Here is a 20,634-nt window from a genome sequence, read left to right on the forward strand (position 1 = left end):
GATCTCATGCCCGATCAGACAAGACTCAACGATAACGACCTCATCTCGTCCATCCGCCCCCAGTATCACTTTCGCCCAAGCCCGGAGGGCCTGTTGGCCTGGGATGTGCGCCGACTGATAAGGCTGGGGCGCGGGTTGCCGGTGCGCGCCGTGCCGCTTGGTCAAATAGCCGAACTCGACAGGGAGCACTGGTACGGGCATGGGAGCGTGAGGCCCACGGTGCGCAGCATAGTGGAGCACTGCCAGCTGATGCTGGCCGCCGATCTCGCCTATCCCATCATCCTCGACAGCGAAGGCCGGGTGATGGATGGCATGCACAGGGTGAGCAAGGCGCTGATGCAAGGGGCGACCCACATCGATGCGGTGCAGTTTGAACAAGATCCGGCTCCCGACTATGTGGATTGCGATCCCGATGCCTTGCCCTATGACGACTGATGGCGGCGGCCATTCTCGGTGCAGCCTCAATGCCATCCACGGGTGGCATTGTTTTTTCTGGGCTTTTACCGGTTTTGGGTGGCCGTGTTACACTGGCAGGCCAAGATCCTGACCCCAATGGCAGGTGACCCTTTACTTGCCCTGAGTTTGCGCCGGAGGTCCGATGCATTGCCCTTTCTGTAGTGCCGTTGATACCAAGGTGATCGATTCCCGTCTGGTGGCAGAAGGCCACCAGGTGCGCCGACGCCGCGAGTGCCTGCTCTGCCACGAGCGCTTCACCACCTTCGAGATGGCCGAGCTGGTGATGCCCCGCATCATCAAGTCCAACGGCTCTCGCGAGCCCTTCAACGAAGACAAGCTGCGCGGCGGCATACTGCGGGCGCTGGAGAAGCGGCCGGTGAGCATGGAAGCCATCGAGAAGGGGATCAATCACATCAAGTCCCGCCTGCGCGCCACCGGTGAGCGCGAGGTCGCCTCCCAACTGCTGGGCAACCTGGTGATGGATGAGCTCAAGACCCTCGACAAGGTGGCCTATATTCGCTTCGCCTCCGTCTATCGCAGCTTCGAAGACATCCGCGAATTTGGCGAAGAGATCGCCAAGCTGGAGAAGTAACGAGGGTGAGCAAGGCAATATCCGCTTCGCCCCTCTCTACCTCAGGACTCGAGGATATCCGCCTTGTTCTGACAAGAAGCGGTGAAGAGATCGCCAAGCTGGAAAAATAGGCCGGCGCCATATAACCCATTTTCTCGCCTGTAACGGGAGCCCAGATGTTTAGTCAAGACGATTATCAATGGATGAACCGGGCCCTCGAGCTGGCCCGCCGCGGCCGCTACACCACGGCCCCGAACCCCTGTGTCGGCGCCGTGCTGGTGAAAGCCGGCGTGGTGGTGGGGGAGGGCTGGCACCAGCGTGCCGGCGAACCCCATGCGGAGGTCTATGCCCTCCATGCTGCCGGGGAAGAGGCCCGTGGTGCCACCGCCTACGTAACCCTCGAGCCCTGCTCCCACCACGGCCGCACGCCCCCTTGCGCCGAGGCACTGATCAAGGCCGGGGTGACCCGGGTAGTCGCCGCCATGGTGGATCCCAATCCCCAGGTCGGCGGACGCGGCCTGCGCATGCTCTCCGAGGCGGGTATCAAGGCAGACTTCGGCCTGCTCAGCGCCGAGGCCGAGGCGCTCAATCCTGGCTTCTTCAAGCGGATGCGCACCGCCTTCCCGCAGGTGACGGTGAAGCTGGGCGCGAGCCTGGATGGTCGCACCGCCATGGCGAGCGGCGAGAGCCAGTGGATCACAGGTCCCCTTGCCCGCGCCGACGTGCAGCGCCTGCGCGCCCGTCACGATGCCGTGCTCTCCAGCGCCGAGACGGTGCTGGCGGACGGCGCCTCCCTGAACGTGCGCTGGGACGAGCTGCCCCCCTCCGTCAAGGCGGTCTATCCCAAGGAGGCCCTGCGCCAGCCACTGCGGGTCATCGTCGACTCGCAGAACCGGCTGACCCCGGACTTGCCGCTGTTCCAGACCGCGGGACCTGTGCTGCTGGCCCGTCACAAGGCGGCCGGCGACTGGCCCGAGTGGGTGCAGCAGCTGGAGTTGCCGCTGCTCGACGGCAAGCTGGATCTGGTGAGCCTGTTCATGCTGCTGGCCAAGCGCAACATCAACTCGGTGCTGGTGGAGGCGGGGCCAACGCTGTGCGGCGCCCTGCTGACCAAGGGGCTGGTGGATGAGCTGGTGCTCTATCAGGCGCCCAAGCTGCTGGGGGACGAGGGCCGCGGCCTGTTCCACCTGCCCGAGTTGACCCGCCTGTTCCAGGCGCCCAAGCTCAACCTCAAGGATGTGCGGCTGGTGGGGCAGGATATCCGCATCACGGCCAAGATCGTTTAGCCCCGAAGCCCTAGGATGGGTGGCTTGAAAACAAGCCATTCCCATCACGGCCAGAGGGGCTGATCCTTCAGTTCTCCATATTCAACACAGGCCGGGGCTGAGCGGGCCCCGTCATCAGCAAGGTGATCTGCATGTTTACCGGAATTATCGAAGCCATGGGTACCCTGGCCGAGCTGCGTCGTCAGGGGGAGGACATGGCCCTGACGGTGCACGCGCCGACCCTCGACTTTAGCGACGTCAAGCTCGGCGACTCCATCGCCACCAACGGCGTCTGCCTGACGGTGGTGGCCCTGGGTGATCAGCGTTACACCGCCGACGTGTCGCTGGAGACCCTGTCTCGCACCGGCTTTGCCAGCGCCAAGGTCGGCGATCCCGTCAACCTGGAAAAAGCCTTGATGCCGACCTCGCGCCTCGGCGGCCACCTGGTCTCCGGCCACGTGGACGGCATCGGCGAGGTGAAGAGCAAGTCCAGCAGTGGCCGCGCCATCGAATACTGGATTGAAGCGCCTAGCGAGCTCGCCCGCTACATCGCCGAGAAGGGCTCCATCGCGGTGGATGGCATCAGCCTCACGGTCAACGCCGTGCAGGGCTCGCTGTTTCGCCTCACCATAGTGCCCCACACCGCCCAGGAGACCACCATAGCCCGCTGGAAGCCGGGCCATCGGGTCAACCTCGAGGTGGATCAGATAGCCCGCTATCTGGAGCGGCTGATGCAGGGCAAGGGACAGGAGAGCGCGGGCTCGTCTCTGACCCTGGAGAAACTGGCGCAATCCGGTTTCCTGTGATGGTGAATAATTCCATCATTCATTGATGTGGTGGTTTAATTATCCGTTTAATATTTATTTTTTGGTATAAACAGCTAGTGAAATGCGGTTGTCTGCCTTGTTGATGAGCGCTCGCGACGGATCCCGGCCCGCCGCTCAGCCCGATAGCCTGGCTGAGTGGTCCGCCAAACCGGTTTTCTGTGATCCCGCCCGGGTTGAAACGGGGGCCAGCGCCCCCATCTAGGACGGAATGACGCAGTATCAAGTCGAGCCCACGGGCTCAATCCCCGAAGCATGTTGATGGAGTAGCCCATGGCGCTGAGCACAACCCAGGAAATCATTGCCGATATCAAGGCTGGCAAGATGGTGATCCTGATGGATGACGAAGACAGGGAGAATGAAGGGGACCTCATCATGGCCGCCTCCTGTGTCCGGCCGGAAGACATCAATTTCATGGCCCGTTACGGCCGTGGGTTGATCTGCCTGACCCTGACCCGGGATCGCTGCAAGCAGCTGGCGCTGCCGCTGATGGTAGACCGCAACAACGCCCAGTTCTCCACCGCCTTCACCGTCACCATAGAGGCGGCCGAAGGGGTGACCACCGGCATCTCCGCCGCCGATCGCGCCGTCACCGTGCAAGCCGCGGTGGCGCCGAACGCCAAGGCTGCGGATCTGGTGCAGCCTGGCCACATCTTCCCGCTGATGGCGCAGGATGGCGGCGTGCTGACCCGTGCCGGCCACACCGAGGCGGGCTGCGATCTGGCCCGGCTTGCGGGTCATGAGGCGGCCTCCGTCATCGTCGAGATCCTCAACGAAGACGGCTCCATGGCGCGTCGCCCGGATCTGGAGATCTTCGCGGAACAGCACGGCATCAAGCTCGGCACCATTGCGGATCTTATCGAGTACCGCAACCAGCACGAGACCACGGTCGAAAAGGTGGCCGAGTGCAAGCTGCCCACCGAATACGGCGAATTCGACCTCATCACCTTCCGCGACACCATCGACAATCAGGTGCACTTCGCCCTGAGGAAGGGTGAGATCCAGGCCGACAAGCCGGCCCTGGTGCGAGTGCATCTGCACGACGTGCTGAGCGATCTGCTGCACACCGACCGTCACAGTGCCCGCAGCTGGCCGCTGCCCAAGTCCATGGCGCGCATCGCCGAAGAGGGCGGCGTGCTGGTGATCCTGGGGGCGGAAGCCAGCGGCAACGAGCTGCTGGCCCGGGTCAAGGCGTTTGAAGCCGCCGACAAGGGACTGCAACCGGAAGGGGCCAAGTGGCAGGGTACCTCGCGCCGGGTCGGCGTGGGCTCCCAGATCCTCAAGACTCTGGGGGTTGGCAAGATGCGGCTGTTGAGCTCGCCCAAGAAATATCACGCCCTCGGTGGCTTCGGTCTCGAGGTCGTGGAATACGTCGGCGAATAAACCCCGCGGATGAATGAACAAGTCACCATGCTCGCCCTGTGCGGGCATGGTTTTTGTCGTGGGTCTGTTGTGCTAGAATGTGCGCACTTTTGACCCCGGCCCTTTTTGATTGCACAGAGACAGGATTTCCAATGAAGATTATCGAAGGAAATATCGCGGCTCCCGAGGCGCGTGTTGCTATTGTCGTTGCCCGTTTCAACAGCTTCATCAATGACAGCCTGGTGAACGGCGCACTGGACGTGCTCAAGCGTCAAGGCCAGGTGCAGGACAGCAATCTGACCCTGGTGCGCGTGCCGGGTGCCGTCGAAATCCCCTTGGCAGCCAAGAAGCTGGCCAAGAGTGGTCAATACGATGCCATCGTCGCCCTCGGCACCGTCATCCGTGGTGGTACCTACCACTTCGAACTGGTGGCGAGCGAGAACGGCAAGGGTCTGGCCCAAGTAATGATGGAATATGAAATTCCCGTTGCCTTCGGCGTGCTGACCACCGAAAACATCGAACAAGCCATCGAGCGCGCCGGTACCAAGGCGGGTAACAAGGGTGCAGAGGCTGCACTGAGTGCGCTCGAAATGATCAACGTACTGAAACTGCTTGAGGAATAATACATTGAAACCGTCTGAGCGCCGTAAGGCCCGTCATTGCGCCACCCAGGCCATCTACCAGTGGCAGATGACCAAGGCTAACGTGGGCGACATCGAAGAGCAGTTCAAGATCGATCAGGACACCAAGGGTGTGGACCTGAGCTATTTCCGCGATCTGCTGTTCGGGGTAGCCCTCCACTGCAGCGAGCTGGACAAGGTGTTTTCTCCTTTCCTCTCCCGTCCGCTGGACGAAGTGGACATGGTGGACAAGGCGATCCTGCGTCTGGCGACCTACGAGCTGACCCGTCGTGATGATGTGCCGCCGCGCGTGGTGATCAACGAAGCGATCGAGCTGGCCAAAGCCTTCGCCGCCGATGACAGCCACAAGTTTGTCAACGGTGTACTGGACAAGGTGATCAAGACGCTGCCGAAGCGTTGATCCCGTCGTCCATCCGCATTAAGAGAGGAGCCAGCTAAATGCTGGCTTTTTACTGTATGGGTGAATTTGAGCTGATTGAGAAGTACTTCAAGGTCCCCCACGCCCGCAAGGACGTGGTGATGGGCCCTGGAGATGACTGCGCCCTGCTGACCCTGCCTGCCGATACCCAGCTGGCGGTGAGCACCGATACCCTGGTGAGCGGCGTGCATTTCTTTCCCGACATGGATCCGGTGGATCTCGGCTACAAGGCGCTGGCGGTCAATCTGTCCGATCTCGCTGCCATGGGGGCCGAGCCGCGCTGGGTCTCGATGGCGCTGACCCTGCCGGCCATCAACGAGGCCTGGGTCGCCGGCTTTGCCGAGGGCTTCCTCGAGCTTGCCGAGTACTACAACGTGGCCCTGGTGGGGGGGGACATGACCCGCGGCCCGCTCTCCATCACCGTCTCGGTGAAGGGCTCGGTGCCGACCGGGCGCGCCCTGCTGCGCAGCGGCGCCAAGGCCGGCGACGGCATCTATGTGACCGGCACCCTGGGGGACGCCGCCCTGGCGCTCTCCCATCTGCTGGGCAAGCGCAGCCTCAACGAGAACCAACTGGCCGCGGTGCTGCCGCGCCTCGATCATCCCCATCCCCGCATCCTGGCTGGCCAGGCCCTGCGCGGGCTGGCGGGCAGTGCGCTGGATCTCTCCGATGGTCTGGCCTCGGATCTTGGCCACATCCTCAAGGCCTCCGGCGTGCGGGCGCAGATCGATCTCGGTCTGCTGCCGCTCTCCCCCGTGTTGCAGGATGCGGTGCCCGAACGGGATGCCTGGCAGCTGGCGCTGGCGGGGGGCGATGACTACGAGCTCTGCTTCACCGTGCCACAGGAGCATCACGGCGCGCTGGACACGGCGCTGGCGAACTGCGGCGTCAAGTTCACCCGCATCGGCCGGATCCTGGCTGGCGAGCCCGGCATCGACTATGTGCGGGGCGAGCAAGCGGTGGAGCTTGAACTCAAGGGATGGGATCACTTCGCATGAGCTTGTTTATGATAAAGCCCGAGTTGAAACGGCTGAACCTGAGGAACCCGCGCCACCTGCTGGCGGTGGGCTTTGGTGCCGGCCTCTCTCCCAAGGCGCCGGGCACCATGGGGACCTTAGTCGCCATTCCGCTCTACCTGCTGGTGAGCGGCCTTTCTACCCCCTGGTTTGTCGCCTTGCTGGCGCTGGGCTTAGTGGCGGGGATCTGGATCTGCCAGGGCGCCACCGATGCCATCGGCATGCCGGATCACGGTGCCATCGTCTGGGACGAGGTGATTGGCTTCGGGGTGACCATGATAGCGGCCCCCACCGGCTGGGAGTGGGTGCTGGCCGGTTTCGTGCTGTTCCGGCTGTTCGATGTGCTCAAGCCCTGGCCCATCTCCTGGTTCGATCGCCGCATCCACGGCGGCCTGGGCATCATGCTCGACGATCTGATCGCCGGCCTGTTCGCCCTGCTGTGCATGCAGTTGCTGGCCGGCTGGATAGGCTGAGTCTTACCGCCTTGGGTCAGGCCGGATGTCATGTCCGGCTATCTAGCCGATCGCTGGGTTATTCACCCCGTCCTGCATGCAGCGACTGGCCGGCGGGATAAAATAATGCCCTCAGATGGAGTGCAGGTCCGACCTTTTGGCGGACCCGCACTGTTTTGTATGCAATTTTACCCCTGACTGCCCCCCATGGCCGCCCCCGTCACTGGCGGATCATTCTGATTTTTCCCTATTTACCTCTGCTTATTTTTCCTTCATCCAGATATGCTGCCGTTAAAAAATCATTTTACATAAATATTCACTACTCATTCGAAGCTCGACAGGCGAAATGGAATAGTTGATCTGATTGCTTGTTAAGCTATTGTTGAAATTTAAATATGGTAACTGCTCGCGTTACCGTCACAACATCTGCTAATGTGATTTTAGTCGACATTTTACGCCATTGAAGTGTGCGTTATCTGCGCAAAACATTGCGAAATTGTATAACTGGATCATTTACACCCGCGGGCAAACCGACTAACTTACTCGCGGGTTATTCCAAAAAAATGCAAAAAACCCGCCCGGATTGCTGGTTTCGCTGCCTCATGGATTGAGCGTTTCTTACTCGCTAAACACTCAATATCAACGACCCAAGGCACCACCAGCATCTGCGGCTGATTTACGGACGAATTATTTGGGACGGATGTCCCCCGCAGAGGTAACCATGTCCTTGCTCGAAGTGAAAAACTTGCGGATCGAGTACCCCTCCCGCTATGGGGTGCTGGCCGCGGTGAAGGATCTCTCTTTTTCTGTGGAAAAGGGGGAGATCGTCGGGGTGGTCGGTGAATCAGGCGCCGGCAAATCCACCATCGGCAATGCCGTCATCGATCTGTTGAGCCCGCCCGGCCGCATCGCCCGTGGCGACATCTACCTCAATGGTGAGCTGATCTCCGGCAAGAGCCAAAACGAGATGCGGGCCATCCGCGGCTCCCGTATCGGCTTCATCTTCCAGGATCCCATGACCTCCCTCAACCCGCTGTTCACCGTCGAACGGCAGCTGGTGGAGACCATCCTGGCCAATACCGACCTCAATCGCGAGGCCGCCTTCGCCAAGGCGCTCGAGCTGATGAGCGCGGTCGGCATTCCGCAACCGGAATTGCGCATCAAGCAATATCCCTATCAATTCTCCGGCGGCATGCGCCAGCGGGTGGTCATCGCCATCGCCCTGTCGGGGGATCCCGAGCTCATCATCGCCGATGAGCCGACCACGGCGCTGGACGTCTCCATCCAGGACCAGATCCTGCAACTCATCCGCAACCTGTGCAAGGAGCGTCAGGTGGGTTGCATGCTGGTGACCCACGACATGGGGGTCGTCTCCAACGTCACCGACAAGGTGGCGGTGATGTATCGCGGCGATCTGGTGGAGTTCGGTACCACCGAACAGGTGCTGGGTCGCCCCAGTCACCCCTATACCCGCAGCCTCATCTCGGCGGTGCCCCGCTCGGACGTCAAGCTGGTGCGTTTCCCGCTGGTTTCCTATATCGAAGACGCGAGCGCGCCGGACACCAGTATCGACCTCAAGACCCACTGGCTCGGCCAGAGTCAGGATCAGCGCAGCTATGAAGGGGCGCTGCTGCGGGTGGAGAACGTGGATCTGAAGTTTGTCACCAAGAACTCCCTGTTCCCGAGCCGTCGCCAGTACGTGCGTGCCTGCAACAACGTCAGCTTCGAGATCTTCGAAGGGGAGACCTTCGGTCTGGTGGGGGAGTCGGGTTCCGGCAAGTCCACCATAGCCCGCGCCATCACCGGCCTCTATCCGCCCGATACCGGCAAAATCGTGTTCGAGGGGATTGATCTGACTGCCCTGAAAGGGGAACACGAGCGTCGCCCGCTGCGCCGCCAGATGCAGATGGTGTTCCAGAACCCTTACTCCTCGATGAACCCGCGCATGAAGGTGCGTGACATCATCGCAGAGCCCATTCGCTTCCATAAACTCGCCAGCAGCGAGAGCCAGATCCAGGGGATAGTGAGCGACTTGCTCGATCACGTCGGCCTCGGCCGCGGTGCCGGAGTCAAGTATCCCCACGAGTTCTCCGGTGGTCAGCGCCAGCGCATCTCCATTGCCCGTGCCCTGGCGACCCGGCCGCGTTTCCTCATCTGCGACGAGCCGACCTCGGCGCTGGATGTCTCGGTACAGGCCCAGATCCTCAACCTGCTCAAGGATTTGCAGCAGGAGCTTGGGCTCACCATGTTGTTTATCAGCCACGACTTGCCGGTCATTCGCCAGATGTGCGATCGCATCGGGGTGATGCATCACGGTCATCTGGTGGAAGTGGCCGAGACCGAGAAACTCTTTACCAATGCCGAGCATGAGTACAGCCGCAAGCTGATCTCGCTGATGCCGGAGTTTAAGGGAATGTCCCGCGAGGGGCTGGAAATCGCAAGTTAGGAAAGCGCCGGCTCGCCGGTCTGTTTGTCATCAATAGTGTCAATAAAAAAGCCAAAAGCATGGAGAAAGACATGAAGAAAGGATTATCAAAGATTGCCATGGCGCTGTTCGCCGCTGGTTTCGCATTTAACGTCTCTGCCGCCGACATCAAGGTGGCCGTCGCCTCCGATGCCACCTCGCTGGACCCGCAGGAGCAGCTCTCCGGTCAGACCCTGGAGATGTCTCACCTGGTGTTCGATCCCCTGATGCGTTACACCCAGGATCTGCAATTCGAGCCGCGTCTGGCCGAGAAGTTTGAGCGCATCGACGACAAGACCGTCCGCTTCCACCTGCGCAAGGGCGTCAAGTTCCATTCCGGTAACGCGTTCACCGCCGACGACGTGGTCTGGACCGTCAACCGCCTGAAAGCCTCCCCGGACTTCAAGGCGATCTTCGACCCCATCACCGAAGCGAAGAAGGTCGATGATTTTACCGTCGATCTCGTCACCGCCAAGCCGTTCCCGCTGGTACTGCAGACCGTCACCTACATCTTCCCGATGGACTCCAAGTTCTACAGCGGCAAGGATGACGCCGGCAAAGACAAGGCCGCCATTGTCAAGAACGGCGACTCCTATGCCTCCACCCACGTCTCCGGAACCGGTCCGTTCAGCGTCAAGTTCCGCGAGCAGGGCGTCAAGCTCGAGTACACCCGTAACGCCAACTACTGGGACAAGGCTTCCAAGGGCAACGTTCAGAACCTGACCGTGGTGCCGATCAAGGAAGATGCGACCCGCGTAGCCGCCCTGCTGGGTGGTGACGTTGACATGATCTACCCGGTTGCCCCGAACGATCTGGAGCGCGTGAAGAATGGCAAGGATTCCCAGCTGGTGACCCTGTCCGGTACCCGCGCCATCATCATCGAGCTGAACCAGAACACCAACCCGGCGCTGAAAGACAAGCGCGTGCGTCAGGCGATCAACTACGCCATCAACCAGGTGGGCATCGTCGACAAGATCAACAAAGGCTTCGGTACCCCCGCTGGCCAGCTGAGCCCGAAAGGCTATGCCGGTTACAATGAGGCGCTCAAGCCCCAGTATGATCTGGCCAAGGCCAAGGAACTGATGAAGGAAGCCGGCTTCGAGAAGGGCTTCAAGATGAGCTTCATCTCCCCGGCTGCCCGCTACGTCAACGACGTCAAGATCGCCCAGGCGGTCTCCGCCATGCTGTCCAAGATCAACATCAAGGTCGATCTGAAGACCATGCCGGTGGCCCAGTACTGGCCCGAGTTTGACAAGTGCGCCGCCGACATGCAGCTGATCGGCTGGCACTCCGACACCGAAGACAGTGCGAACTTCTTCGAGTTCCTGACCTTCACCAAGGATGCCAAGACCGGCATGGGCCAGTACAACTGCGGCGGTTATGCCAACGCAGAGGCTGACAAGATGGTGATGGAAGCGAACACCGAGACGGATCCGGCCAAGCGTGCCGCCATCCTGCAGAAGGTGGAAGCCATGCTGATCGACGACGCTGCCTACGTGCCGTTGCATTGGGAAGATCTGGCCTATGGCGCCAAGAAGAATGTCGACATCAAGCCGATCGTCAACGTGATGAACTTCCCTTACCTGGGTGACCTGGTGGTCAACAAGTAAGAGAAGCGCTAAGGAAGGACCCGGTGGGGGCGGCCATGGCTGCCCCCACCATTAACAGAAGCCTGTGCCACGACACAGGCCACGTAGAAGGACAAGCATGTTTACATTCCTGCTGAAACGGTTCTATCAGGCCGTGATAGTGATGTTCGTCATCAGCCTGGTCGCCTTCTCCATCCAGGACAACCTGGGGGATCCGCTGCGCGAGCTGGTGGGACAATCCGTCTCCGAGTCTGTGCGCCATGAATTACGCGAAAAGATGGGTCTCAACGATCCCTTCCTGGTGAAATACAGCCGCTTCTTGCAGAACGCGGTACACGGGGATCTGGGCACCTCCTACTTCTTCAAGCGACCCGCTCTCGAGGTGATCCTCGACAAGCTGGTAGCGACCCTTGAGCTGGTGTTTGCTGCCGCAGTCATCATCGTCGTCGTCTCCATTCCGCTGGGGGTGTATTCGGCGATCAGACCGCGCAGCATACTGACCAAGCTCATCATGGCGGTGAGCAGCATCGGTATCTCGATCCCGGTGTTCTTGACCGCCATCATGCTGATGTATCTGTTCTCCATCCAGCTTGGCTGGCTGCCGGCCTATGGCCGTGGCGAGACCCGCAACCTGCTGGGCTGGGAGTCGGGCTTCTTCACCTGGGATGGCATCAAACACCTGATCCTGCCCGCGGTATCGCTCTCCTCCATCATGCTGCCGCTGTTCATCCGGCTGGTGCGCTCCGAGATGCTGGAGCAACTCGGCGCCGAGTACGTCAAGTTTGCCCGCGCCAAGGGACTGGACAACAACAAGGTCTATTACAGCCACGCGCTCAAGAACACCATGCTGCCGGTGATCACCGTCGGCGGCGTGCAGATCGGCACCATGGTGGCCTACACCATTCTGACCGAGAGCGTGTTCCAGTGGCCGGGAACGGGCTTCCTGTTCCTCGAGGCGATCCACCGGGTCGATACGCCGCTGATCACCGCCTACGTCATCTTCGTCGGCCTGATCTTCGTGGTGACCAATACCCTGGTCGACCTGCTCTACGGGCTCATCAACCCGACCGTTAACCTGACTGCCAAGGGGTAAGCATGACTAACGCTGTGACTGCAAGCCCGAGCCGCTGGGCGCGCTTTAAAAACTCTGACATCGTCTACTACTTCCTGCGGGACAAGGTAGCCATGTTCAGCTTCGTCGTATTCGTGGTGTTCGTGCTGGCCGCGCTGCTGGCACCCTGGCTGGCGCCGCACAACGTCTACGACCAGACCAGCTTCGATCTGATGGATGCCGAGCTGCCCCCCTCCTGGCTGGAAGGGGGCGAGGCTCGCTTCTGGCTCGGCACCGACAACCAGGGTCGTGACATCTGGAGCACCATTCTCTACGGTGCCCGCATCTCGCTGACCATAGGTCTGTTTGCGGTGGCGCTGCAGCTGTTCCTCGGTATCGTCATCGGGCTGATTGCCGGTTACGTCGGTGGCCGCATCGACAACTTGCTGATGCGCTTTGCCGACGTGCAGCTGTCGTTCTCCACCATGATGGTGGCGATCATCATCTCCGCCATCTTCCAGGCGAGCTTTGGCTCCGAGCTCTATTCCGAGTTCGCCATCGTGATGCTGGTGGTGATCATCGGCATCGCCGAGTGGCCGCAGTACGCCCGTACCGTACGCGCCTCCGTGCTGGCGGAGAAGAAGAAGGAGTATGTGGAAGCGGCCAAGGTGATGGGGTTCCGTGCCCCGCGCATCATGTTCCGCCACATCTTGCCGAACTGCCTGTCCCCCATCCTGGTCATCTCCACCGTGCAGGTGGCGAACGCCATCATGAGTGAGGCCGCGCTCTCCTTCCTGGGGCTCGGCATGCCGGTGGATCAGCCGTCGCTCGGCTCGCTCATCAGCGTGGGCTTCAACTACATCTTCTCCGGCTCCTGGTGGATCACCGCTTTCCCCGGCCTCTGTCTGGTGGTGCTGGTGTTGGTCATCAACCTCTTGGGCGACTGGTTGCAGGATGTGTTCAACCCCAAGATCTACAAGGGGTAACAACGGGGTAACCCGCAGAGATGTGAAACAAGAAGGGCGCCATAAGGCGCCCTTCTTTATTGCTCGCAGTTGCTCTCGTCAGGCTTGTTGCCAAGCCTGGATGCTGGCGAGGATACCCGCGCCATCGAGCCCCAGCACGGCGTAGATCTCCTCCTGGGTACCCTGCTCGATGAAGCGATCGGGCAGGCCCAGGTTCAGCACCGGCTTGCACTGCTTGGCGCGCATCAGCAGCTCGTTCACCGCGGAGCCGGCCCCGCCCATGATGGCGTTGTCTTCCAGAGTGACGAACTGATCGTGGGTGGCGGCCAGGGAGAGCACCAGTGCCTCGTCCATGGGTTTGACGAAGCGCATGTCCACCAGGGTGGCGTCCAGCGCCTCGGCGGCGGCCTTGGCCTGATGCAGCAGGGTGCCGAACGCCAGTATGGCGGTGCCCTTGCACTCACTCCCCTTTCTTTCGCGTACTATGCGTCCCTTGCCGAGTGTCAGCGCAGTCATCTCGCTCATGATCTCGGTGCCGCAGCCGCTGCCGCGGGGATAGCGCACCGCAGCCGGTCCGTTGTGCTGGTAGCCGGTGTAGAGCATCTGGCGGCACTCGTTCTCATCGGACGGGGTCATCACCACCATGTTCGGCACGGTGCGCAGGAAGCTGATGTCGAATGCCCCCTGATGGGTGGGGCCGTCAGCCCCCACCAGCCCGGCGCGGTCGATGGCGAACAGTACCGGCAGTTGTTGCAGCGCCACGTCGTGGATCAGCTGGTCATAGGCCCGTTGCAGGAAGCTGGAGTAGATGGCCACCACCGGCTTCTGGCCGGCGATGGCGAGGCCAGCGGCGAAGGTGACCGCGTGCTGCTCGGCGATGGCCACGTCGAAGTAGCGATCCGGGTATTGCTGACTGAACTTGACCAGGCCGGAGCCCTCGCGCATGGCGGGGGTGATGCCGACCAGCCGCTCATCCTTGGCGGCCATGTCGCACAGCCACTGACCGAAGATGGCGGAGAAGGTCGGCTTGCCGCCGGCGCTCTTGGGCAAGGCACAGTCGTCCGGGTTGAACTTGGGCACGGCGTGATAACCGATGGGATCCTTCTCGGCGGGCTCGTAACCCTTGCCCTTCTTGGTCTTGATGTGCAGCAACTGAGGCCCCTTGAGGTTGCGCATGTTGCGCAGTGTCTCGACCAGGGCGTGGATATCGTGGCCGTCGATGGGGCCTATGTAGTTGAAGCCGAACTCCTCGAACAGGGTGCCGGGCACCACCATGCCCTTGAGGTGCTCCTCCGCCCGCTTGGCCAGCTCCTTGACCGGGGGTAGACCCGCCAGCACCTTCTTGCCGCCTTCGCGGATGGTGGTGTAGAGCTTGCCGGACATCAGTCGGGCCAGGTGATTGTTCAGTGCCCCGACGTTCTCGGAGATGGACATCTCGTTGTCATTGAGCACCACCAGCATGTCCTTGTGGACATCGCCGGCGTGATTGAGCGCCTCGAAGGCCATGCCGGCGGTGATGGCGCCATCGCCGATGACGGCCACCACCTTGCGGCCCAGCCCTTCGCTCTCGGCGGCAACGGCCATGCCGAGCGCCGCCCCGATGGAGGTGCTGGAGTGACCGACGGAGAGCACGTCATATTCACTTTCGTCACGCCAGGGGAAGGGGTGCAGACCGTCTTTCTGGCGAATGGTGTGAATACGCTCGCGCCGACCGGTCAGGATCTTGTGGGGATAGGCCTGATGGCCCACGTCCCACACCAGCCGATCGAAGGGGGTGTTGTAGACGTAGTGCAGCGCCACCGTCAGCTCGACGGTGCCGAGGCCGGAGGCGAAGTGGCCGCTGGAGCGGCTCACCGAGCGCAGCAGATACTCGCGCAACTCGTTGCACAGCACGGGCAGCCGCTCTTTTGGCAGGGATCGCAACTCGACCGGCGTGTCCGCGAGGGCCAGGTTGGGGAAATCGCTTATATCAACGCTCATATTGTTACTGTTATCCAGCGTTTAGTGGGTTCGCTCGATGATGTAATCGGCAAACGCTTCCAGAATGTCGGTATTGTAGGGCAAGGATTGCAGGGCTGTTAAGGCCTTGTCATGCAGTTCGCGAGCCAGCTCACGGGCATTGTCGAGTCCGAGCAGGGCCGGATAGGTACTCTTTTGCTGCGCCAGATCCGAACCTTGCGGCTTGCCGAGGGTGGCGGTATCGCCGGTGATGTCGAGGATGTCATCCTGCACCTGGAAGGCCAACCCGATGGCGGCGGCATAGGTTTGCAGGGCGGCCAGGGTGTCGGCCTCCACATCCGCCTTGCACAGGGCGCCCAGGGTGACGGCGCACTCGATGAGGGCGCCGGTCTTGTGGCGGTGCACCTGTTCCAGCTCGGCGAGGCTGATTTGGCGGCTCTCGGCCTCCAGATCCAGTGCCTGACCGCCGCACATGCCGAGGTACCCCGAGGCGCGGGCCAGGGTGCTCAGCATCTTGACTCTGTTGGTCATCAGCTCCTGGGGGAGGGGATGGTCGGCCAGGATCGAAAACGCCAATGTTTGCAGGGCATCGCCGGCCAGGATGGCGGTACCTTCATCAAACGCCTTGTGCACTGTCGGTTGACCGCGACGCAGGTCGTCGTTGTCCATGGCGGGCAGATCGTCGTGCAGCAGGGAGTAGGCGTGAATGCACTCCACCGCGGCAGCCGGTCCGTCGAGATACTCGCTTTGCACCCCCAGCATCTCGCCAACGGCATAGACCAGGAAGGGGCGCACCCGCTTGCCGCCGAGCAGCAAACCATAACTCATGGCGTCCCGCAGGCGAGGGGCCAGGGCGGGCAGGGCCTCAAGCTGTGCCGAGAGGCAGTCGTCGATACGGCGCCGGTGCAGGCGGGAAAAATCGTCCAGCGTCACTCACTCCTCTCCTTGCTCTGGCCGAAAAGGAACCGCTTGTTCACTGCCATCGGCCTGGGTCAGCAGGATCTGGATCTTCTGCTCGGCCTGCTCCAGCTTCTGCTGGCCGGCGCGCACCAGGTGGATGCCTTGTTCGAACTGTTTGAGTGCCTCCTCGAGGGGGAGTGAGCCCTGTTCGAGCTGATGCACTATGGTCTCCAGCTCTTCCAGGGTGGCATCAAAACTCAGACGGTCGATCTTTTTACTGGCCATGTCCATCCTCGGGGATTGAAAAAAACGGCTCATCTTAACATCGACCGGCCACAGGGGGGAGGCAGAAAAGTGCACCCGCCTCAAACTATCGGAGCCCCGGTCGATACACTGCGGCCATCCACCAGCATTGATTTGGTGGCGATTGAGGCAGGTCAGGCTTGCCGCCAGGGGGGCAATAGCAGAAAATTCAACAAAGTATAAATAAATGACGAGTTCGGTGACAGGAGCAGGGTTGTGGATTTAGGCAGTCTGATAGGCATAGTGGTGGGATTTGGGGTCGTGGTGTACGGCATGTCGTTGGGGGGCCCTGTCAGCATGTATGTCGATATGCCCTCGGTCTATATCACCATCCTGGGTTCGCTTTTCATCGCCATGATGAAGTTCAATCTCAGCCAGTTTCTGATGGCATTCAAGGTGGCGGGCAAGGCCTTCATGTACAAGGGCGACAAGCTCGACGATCTGATCGCCAAGGCGGTCGAGCTGGCGGATGCGGCGCGCAAGGGGGGCTTTCTGGCCCTCGAAGCGGCGGATATCCCCAACCCCTTCATGAAGAAGGGGATCGACATGCTGGTAGATGGCCATGAGGGGGACGTGGTGCGAGCCGTGATGGAGAAAGACATCGAACTCACCGCCGAGCGCCATGTCATCGCCATCAAGGTGTTTCGCGCCCTTGGCGATCTCGGCCCCGCCATGGGCATGATAGGCACCCTTGTAGGACTGGTGGCCATGCTGGCCAACATGAGCGATCCCAAGTCCATCGGCCCGGCCATGGCGGTGGCCCTGCTGACCACCCTGTATGGCGCCATCCAGGCCAACATGATTGCCATCCCCATCGCCGACAAGCTGGAGCTGCGCAGCGGCGAGGAGCAGCTGAGCCGTACCCTGGTGCTGGACGCCATCATGGGCATTCAGGATGGGCAAAACCCCCGGGTGATCCAGGCCATGTTGCAAAACTATCTGCATCAGTCCAAACGCAACAACGGACTCGCATAGGAGGCCACATGTCAAAGTGCAAGTGTCCGCCTCCCGGCCTGCCCGGTTACATGGGGACTTTCGCCGATCTGATGTCGCTGTTGATGTGCTTCTTCGTGCTGCTGCTCTCCTTCGCCGAGATGGATGTGCAGAAGTTCAAGCAGATCGCCGGCTCCATGGAGAAGGCATTCGGGGTGCAGCACATCCTGGAGGTCAAAGACATCCCCAAGGGGACCTCGGTCATCGCCCAGGAGTTCAGACCGGGTCGGCCCGAGCCGACGCCCATCGACACCATCATGCAGCAGACCGTCGATCTGACCGAGACCGAGCTGGATTTTCAGTCCGGTGACGCCGAGCAGACCGGCGGAAAAGAGCGGCCGGATGGCAAACTGAGCGGCGGCGAGAGTGCGCAGCCCGTCCAGCAGGCGCAGCCCAGCGCCCTGGCCAGGGAGTTGGCCGAGCAGATGCGAGCCCAGATCCAGGACGGGACCCTGGAGATAGAGGCGCTGGGGCAGCAGATCATCATTCGTATTCGAGAAAAAGCAGCGTTTCCGGCTGGCTCTGCCTTCCTGCAACCCCAGTTCTGGCCGGTGATCCGCAAGGTGGCGGCCCTGCTCAAGGATGTGCCGGGGGAGATCACCGTCTCCGGTCACACCGACGATGCGGCGCCCGAAGACGAGCTGTTCCAGTCCAACTGGGAGCTGTCATCCCAGCGGGCGGTGGCGGTGGCCCACCAGATGATCAAGGTGCCCGGCTTCGACGGCAACCGGCTGGTGGTGCAGGGCATGGCGGATTCTCTGCCGCTCGCGCCGAACAACAGCCCTGAGAATAGGCGCATGAACCGACGGGTGGAGATCGCCATCATGCAGGGCAAACCGACGGTATCGGCCCCGATCGGGGTTGTTGAGCCCAAGTAGTTTTTACCAGTCCGGTGATGATTGATGGGGCCCGCTGGCAGGGCCACCACAGTGGTGACGGGCGTTGCAATATGGGTATCACCGGGTCGATAGGCAAACCGCACCACCGCATCGGTATTGGCGACGTAGAGAAAACTCCCCACCAGTGACATGCCAAAAGGCGAGTTCAAGCCTGTCATCAGGACAGAACCAGATCCGCCACGCCATCGCCATCACGCTACAGCGCGATGCGATTGGCGCTTTTTGTGGCCGCGCCCGCCTGCTTCATGAGCAGCCCCATCACCCACTTTTGATCCCCTTGGCCTCTCCGGTCTGGCGGGGCATTGGTCTCCGCCACCAGAACATCGCCACTGGGCAGCAAATACATGATCCAGTCCTCGGGCGAAGGCGGTCACGTGTGTGCCGGGGCGGCCATCAGTATCGCGCCAGGTGCCCACCCCTCCGCCGGTGCAATGTGGATGCTCGGGATCAGGGGGGTTGTGGCGATAAGGAGAGTGGGCGAGGCTCCAGAGCCTGCCGCGACGGGCTGTTGGGCTCCCCGGTTCATGATCTCGTTCCTTAAGGGTCCACGAGAGGCGAATCCGGCCGATTCGCCTCGACGTCGGCGCTATGCACTGACTTCTTCTCGGATACGAGGAGGGTCAGTCCACGTGCCGGATGACGATGCTTGCCGGTGGCTGCGATGACGGCTGTCGCCCCATTACCGATCCTTCCCGTGTTGGCCTGCACCATGTCCGGATCGGGCTTGCCCGACGCCGAGGATCTGGAAAACGCCTCGTTTCATCACTAAGGCATGATCTGCACGGTATGTTGACGCAGTGGTTGTGTCGGTGCGATGGCGCATACAACCCCTGTCCTCATTGGGGAGGCTCGCTCCCCTCCTGCTTGATCAGGCTGATCTCGCCATCGCCCTCGAGATACATGTGCTTGACCCGCGCGATGTCATCGATGCCCTCCTGGCGGATCTTCGCGCTCAACTCTTCCTCGGTAATGAACTCGCGGCGCATGTTCCGCCTCAGCATCTTGCCGTCGCGGACCAGGCATATGCGCTGTGCCGACGTGAAGCGGCGGACTGCCGGAAAGTGGAAGCTCAGGAAGTCCAGCAGGTAGCTCCAGAACACCAGGGTTGCGATAAGCACCATGCCGTCTGTGGTCGAGGTGGCGCTGCCGATCATCGCGTTCTGCGCCGCGTCACCGAGGATCGCCACAAACAGAAAGTCGCTGAGCCCAAGAGTGCCGATGTCTCGCCTCAGCACGAATCGCAGGACTACGAACAGGAACCAATAGATCAAGGTCCCCCGCAGCATCAGTTGTAGCGGTGACACCGTGAAGAAAAATATGCCGTTCACGTCAAGGTCGAACATAGCTGTGGCCCGGGTTGGTGTGCCCAGCAGGACCGGACGGGAGAGAGGCACTGCCTGCACCCGATGTGTGCGGTCTTTGTGAATGCAGCCCGCGGCATCGCTCAACGAGTCGACCGGTTACGAGGAACCTCTCCCGACGGTATCAATCCTGGTGGGCCTTGATCTGTGCGATGGCGAACGGAAGGGCTCTCCCGATAGGTGGGTATCTCTTCGGGTCGGGCCCACAGAATGGCGAACTTGCCGGGTCCGTTATCTATGTGGGTCAACGTACAGACCCCCCTGTTGTGCGCGGCTTATTCTCACGATGGCTGGTGCGGGATCCCATTGTCGGTGCTCGCACCTTCATCCAACTCACTACCAGGAGTTCACCATGAACAAGGACCAACTCAAGGGGCGTACTGAAGAGACCAGAGGCAAGGGCAAGGACGACAAGGAATCAAAGGGCGCGATTCCAACGTCCGTCGGCAAACGCCAGGCTGCCTCCGACGATCGAAATGAAGAACGCAAGGATGCCAGAAAGGGGAAATAAATCGTTACCGCGTTGGTTAACTTTCTGCCAACGCTCTTTTCCCCTTCGTCCTTCTTCCAACAATGTCAGGAGCATCAAATGAACAATATCATTCCAACCAAGACCGGTCGCCGGCTTGGGTCAAGAGTACTCAGCGCCAGCACGCTCAGTGGCGACGATGTGTACGACCCGAGAGGTGAAAAGCTGGGCAGTATCAAGGAGCTCATGCTGGATATCGAAAACGGCAAGGTGTGCTATGCCGTGCTCTCCTTCGGCGGTTTCCTCAGTCTCGGCGAGAAGCTGTTTGCCGTGCCCTGGAGCGCCCTGAAGGTCGATACTGAAAACAAGCGTTTCATCATGGATACCACAGAGGAACGCATGAAGAATGCCCCGGGTTTTGATCGAGACAACTGGGCCAACATGGCCGATACCTCTTGGGAAAAGAGTATCTACAGCTATTACGACACCAGATACTGAGATGGTTTTGCCAGCTGGTTTGATGTCAAAGTGCCCTTTGAATCCCTTCGGCCGATGATCGCCAGCAAGGTGCGGAAACGAATCTCTAAACAGGATGCCGCTTAGGCAAGACGAGGCTCGATGCGGTGGTGAGCCTGATCAGACAACCAAAACGAAAATATTGCAGCCAGGGTCAAGG

Annotated in this window: 22 protein-coding genes; 17 read left to right on the forward strand and 5 right to left on the reverse strand. The window is 60.9% G+C overall.

The genetic code is table 11. The features are described 5' to 3' along the window. Positions 1–6 precede the first annotated feature (6 nt). From MM194_RS17355 to MM194_RS17415, 13 genes are all read left to right on the forward strand, one after another. Positions 7–435, forward strand: a complete 429-nt coding sequence (locus tag MM194_RS17355) for a hypothetical protein (protein ID WP_241344262.1) — start codon at positions 7–9, stop codon at positions 433–435. A 163-nt stretch (positions 436–598) separates the two neighbouring features. Then, on the forward strand, positions 599–1,048 hold the full coding sequence (nrdR, locus tag MM194_RS17360; RefSeq protein ID WP_033132390.1) for a transcriptional regulator NrdR: 450 nt from the start codon (positions 599–601) through the stop codon (positions 1,046–1,048). Between the two features lie 155 nt (positions 1,049–1,203). Continuing rightward, the gene (gene ribD / locus MM194_RS17365; protein ID WP_241344263.1) at positions 1,204–2,313 is read left to right on the forward strand and encodes a bifunctional diaminohydroxyphosphoribosylaminopyrimidine deaminase/5-amino-6-(5-phosphoribosylamino)uracil reductase RibD; all 1,110 of its coding nucleotides are present in this window, start codon (positions 1,204–1,206) and stop codon (positions 2,311–2,313) included. A 131-nt stretch (positions 2,314–2,444) separates the two neighbouring features. Further along, positions 2,445–3,098, forward strand: coding sequence for a riboflavin synthase (locus tag MM194_RS17370; RefSeq protein WP_033132388.1), 654 nt, complete (start codon positions 2,445–2,447; stop codon positions 3,096–3,098). A 291-nt stretch (positions 3,099–3,389) separates the two neighbouring features. After that, a complete protein-coding gene (gene ribBA, locus MM194_RS17375; RefSeq protein ID WP_241344264.1) occupies positions 3,390–4,499 on the forward strand; it encodes a bifunctional 3,4-dihydroxy-2-butanone-4-phosphate synthase/GTP cyclohydrolase II in 1,110 nt (369 codons plus the stop codon). Positions 4,500–4,630: 131 nt separating this feature from the next. After that, positions 4,631–5,101 carry a 6,7-dimethyl-8-ribityllumazine synthase gene (gene ribE / locus MM194_RS17380; RefSeq protein ID WP_033132387.1) on the forward strand — a complete coding sequence of 157 codons (471 nt, stop codon included), beginning with the start codon at positions 4,631–4,633 and terminating at the stop codon, positions 5,099–5,101. Positions 5,102–5,105: 4 nt separating this feature from the next. Then, the gene (nusB, locus tag MM194_RS17385; RefSeq protein ID WP_033132386.1) at positions 5,106–5,519 is read left to right on the forward strand and encodes a transcription antitermination factor NusB; all 414 of its coding nucleotides are present in this window, start codon (positions 5,106–5,108) and stop codon (positions 5,517–5,519) included. Between the two features lie 56 nt (positions 5,520–5,575). Then, complete coding sequence (gene thiL / locus MM194_RS17390; RefSeq protein ID WP_033132385.1) at positions 5,576–6,535, forward strand: thiamine-phosphate kinase; 960 nt, start codon at positions 5,576–5,578, stop codon at positions 6,533–6,535. Then, positions 6,532–7,026 carry a phosphatidylglycerophosphatase A gene (locus MM194_RS17395; protein WP_241344265.1) on the forward strand — a complete coding sequence of 165 codons (495 nt, stop codon included), beginning with the start codon at positions 6,532–6,534 and terminating at the stop codon, positions 7,024–7,026. The genes thiL and MM194_RS17395 overlap by 4 nt, the downstream gene beginning before the upstream one ends. Positions 7,027–7,726: 700 nt before the next feature. Continuing rightward, positions 7,727–9,451 (forward strand): ABC transporter ATP-binding protein, encoded by a 1,725-nt coding sequence (locus MM194_RS17400; RefSeq protein ID WP_033132383.1) that lies wholly within the window; start codon positions 7,727–7,729, stop codon positions 9,449–9,451. 71 nt (positions 9,452–9,522) lie between these two features. Next, a complete protein-coding gene (locus MM194_RS17405) occupies positions 9,523–11,079 on the forward strand; it encodes an ABC transporter substrate-binding protein (protein WP_241344266.1) in 1,557 nt (518 codons plus the stop codon). 97 nt (positions 11,080–11,176) lie between these two features. After that, positions 11,177–12,151 carry an ABC transporter permease gene (locus MM194_RS17410; RefSeq protein ID WP_033131593.1) on the forward strand — a complete coding sequence of 325 codons (975 nt, stop codon included), beginning with the start codon at positions 11,177–11,179 and terminating at the stop codon, positions 12,149–12,151. A gap of 2 nt (positions 12,152–12,153) precedes the next feature. Further along, the gene (locus MM194_RS17415; RefSeq protein ID WP_033131594.1) at positions 12,154–13,095 is read left to right on the forward strand and encodes an ABC transporter permease; all 942 of its coding nucleotides are present in this window, start codon (positions 12,154–12,156) and stop codon (positions 13,093–13,095) included. A gap of 78 nt (positions 13,096–13,173) precedes the next feature. On the opposite strand, the gene dxs is transcribed toward MM194_RS17415, so the two are convergent. The 3 genes from dxs to xseB are packed head-to-tail and all read right to left on the reverse strand — an operon-like array spanning position 13,174 to position 16,218. After that, positions 13,174–15,054: a 1-deoxy-D-xylulose-5-phosphate synthase gene (gene dxs / locus MM194_RS17420; protein WP_033131595.1), complete on the reverse strand. Its 1,881-nt coding sequence runs from the start codon at positions 15,052–15,054 to the stop codon at positions 13,174–13,176. Between the two features lie 21 nt (positions 15,055–15,075). Continuing rightward, complete coding sequence (gene ispA, locus MM194_RS17425) at positions 15,076–15,966, reverse strand: (2E,6E)-farnesyl diphosphate synthase (RefSeq protein ID WP_033131596.1); 891 nt, start codon at positions 15,964–15,966, stop codon at positions 15,076–15,078. Beyond that, positions 15,967–16,218 carry an exodeoxyribonuclease VII small subunit gene (gene xseB / locus MM194_RS17430; RefSeq protein ID WP_033131616.1) on the reverse strand — a complete coding sequence of 84 codons (252 nt, stop codon included), beginning with the start codon at positions 16,216–16,218 and terminating at the stop codon, positions 15,967–15,969. A 234-nt stretch (positions 16,219–16,452) separates the two neighbouring features. Here xseB and pomA point away from each other — a divergent pair, with 234 nt between their 5' ends. Both pomA and MM194_RS17440 read left to right on the forward strand, forming a co-directional pair. Next, positions 16,453–17,211, forward strand: a complete 759-nt coding sequence (gene pomA / locus MM194_RS17435) for a flagellar motor protein PomA (RefSeq protein WP_241344267.1) — start codon at positions 16,453–16,455, stop codon at positions 17,209–17,211. An 8-nt stretch (positions 17,212–17,219) separates the two neighbouring features. Beyond that, the gene (locus tag MM194_RS17440; RefSeq protein WP_033131598.1) at positions 17,220–18,107 is read left to right on the forward strand and encodes a flagellar motor protein MotB; all 888 of its coding nucleotides are present in this window, start codon (positions 17,220–17,222) and stop codon (positions 18,105–18,107) included. Between the two features lie 217 nt (positions 18,108–18,324). Here the strand turns inward: MM194_RS17440 and MM194_RS17445 are convergent, their stop codons facing one another. Beyond that, positions 18,325–18,474 (reverse strand): hypothetical protein, encoded by a 150-nt coding sequence (locus MM194_RS17445; RefSeq protein ID WP_161785839.1) that lies wholly within the window; start codon positions 18,472–18,474, stop codon positions 18,325–18,327. Positions 18,475–18,964: 490 nt separating this feature from the next. After that, positions 18,965–19,471 (reverse strand): YetF domain-containing protein, encoded by a 507-nt coding sequence (locus tag MM194_RS17450; RefSeq protein ID WP_033131599.1) that lies wholly within the window; start codon positions 19,469–19,471, stop codon positions 18,965–18,967. 370 nt (positions 19,472–19,841) lie between these two features. On the opposite strand from MM194_RS17450, the gene MM194_RS17455 reads away from it, so the two are divergent. Together MM194_RS17455 and MM194_RS17460 are read left to right on the forward strand one after the other, a co-directional pair. Next, positions 19,842–20,000, forward strand: coding sequence for a hypothetical protein (locus MM194_RS17455; RefSeq protein WP_193354279.1), 159 nt, complete (start codon positions 19,842–19,844; stop codon positions 19,998–20,000). A 78-nt stretch (positions 20,001–20,078) separates the two neighbouring features. Next, positions 20,079–20,456 (forward strand): PRC-barrel domain-containing protein, encoded by a 378-nt coding sequence (locus MM194_RS17460; RefSeq protein ID WP_241344268.1) that lies wholly within the window; start codon positions 20,079–20,081, stop codon positions 20,454–20,456. Positions 20,457–20,634: the final 178 nt, after the last annotated feature.

Origin of the sequence: Aeromonas sp. MR16 (assembly GCF_022549315.1) — a bacterium.
In the GTDB taxonomy this organism is placed as follows: Bacteria; Pseudomonadota; Gammaproteobacteria; order Enterobacterales; family Aeromonadaceae; genus Aeromonas; species Aeromonas aquatica.

What these genes read in the sequence shown, in the direction of transcription:
- MM194_RS17355 (WP_241344262.1), top strand. Translation starts at nt 7, where the DNA reads ATGCCCGATCAGACAAGACTCAACGATAACGACCTCATCTCGTCCATC.
- nrdR (WP_033132390.1), top strand. Translation starts at nt 599, where the DNA reads ATGCATTGCCCTTTCTGTAGTGCCGTTGATACCAAGGTGATCGATTCC.
- ribD (WP_241344263.1), top strand. Translation starts at nt 1,204, where the DNA reads ATGTTTAGTCAAGACGATTATCAATGGATGAACCGGGCCCTCGAGCTG.
- MM194_RS17370 (WP_033132388.1), top strand. Translation starts at nt 2,445, where the DNA reads ATGTTTACCGGAATTATCGAAGCCATGGGTACCCTGGCCGAGCTGCGT.
- ribBA (WP_241344264.1), top strand. Translation starts at nt 3,390, where the DNA reads ATGGCGCTGAGCACAACCCAGGAAATCATTGCCGATATCAAGGCTGGC.
- ribE (WP_033132387.1), top strand. Translation starts at nt 4,631, where the DNA reads ATGAAGATTATCGAAGGAAATATCGCGGCTCCCGAGGCGCGTGTTGCT.
- thiL (WP_033132385.1), top strand. Translation starts at nt 5,576, where the DNA reads ATGGGTGAATTTGAGCTGATTGAGAAGTACTTCAAGGTCCCCCACGCC.
- MM194_RS17395 (WP_241344265.1), top strand. Translation starts at nt 6,532, where the DNA reads ATGAGCTTGTTTATGATAAAGCCCGAGTTGAAACGGCTGAACCTGAGG.
- MM194_RS17400 (WP_033132383.1), top strand. Translation starts at nt 7,727, where the DNA reads ATGTCCTTGCTCGAAGTGAAAAACTTGCGGATCGAGTACCCCTCCCGC.
- MM194_RS17405 (WP_241344266.1), top strand. Translation starts at nt 9,523, where the DNA reads ATGAAGAAAGGATTATCAAAGATTGCCATGGCGCTGTTCGCCGCTGGT.
- MM194_RS17410 (WP_033131593.1), top strand. Translation starts at nt 11,177, where the DNA reads ATGTTTACATTCCTGCTGAAACGGTTCTATCAGGCCGTGATAGTGATG.
- MM194_RS17415 (WP_033131594.1), top strand. Translation starts at nt 12,154, where the DNA reads ATGACTAACGCTGTGACTGCAAGCCCGAGCCGCTGGGCGCGCTTTAAA.
- dxs (WP_033131595.1), bottom strand. Translation starts at nt 15,054, where the DNA reads ATGAGCGTTGATATAAGCGATTTCCCCAACCTGGCCCTCGCGGACACG.
- xseB (WP_033131616.1), bottom strand. Translation starts at nt 16,218, where the DNA reads ATGGCCAGTAAAAAGATCGACCGTCTGAGTTTTGATGCCACCCTGGAA.
- MM194_RS17440 (WP_033131598.1), top strand. Translation starts at nt 17,220, where the DNA reads ATGTCAAAGTGCAAGTGTCCGCCTCCCGGCCTGCCCGGTTACATGGGG.
- MM194_RS17445 (WP_161785839.1), bottom strand. Translation starts at nt 18,474, where the DNA reads ATGTATTTGCTGCCCAGTGGCGATGTTCTGGTGGCGGAGACCAATGCC.
- MM194_RS17450 (WP_033131599.1), bottom strand. Translation starts at nt 19,471, where the DNA reads ATGTTCGACCTTGACGTGAACGGCATATTTTTCTTCACGGTGTCACCG.
- MM194_RS17455 (WP_193354279.1), top strand. Translation starts at nt 19,842, where the DNA reads ATGAACAAGGACCAACTCAAGGGGCGTACTGAAGAGACCAGAGGCAAG.
- MM194_RS17460 (WP_241344268.1), top strand. Translation starts at nt 20,079, where the DNA reads ATGAACAATATCATTCCAACCAAGACCGGTCGCCGGCTTGGGTCAAGA.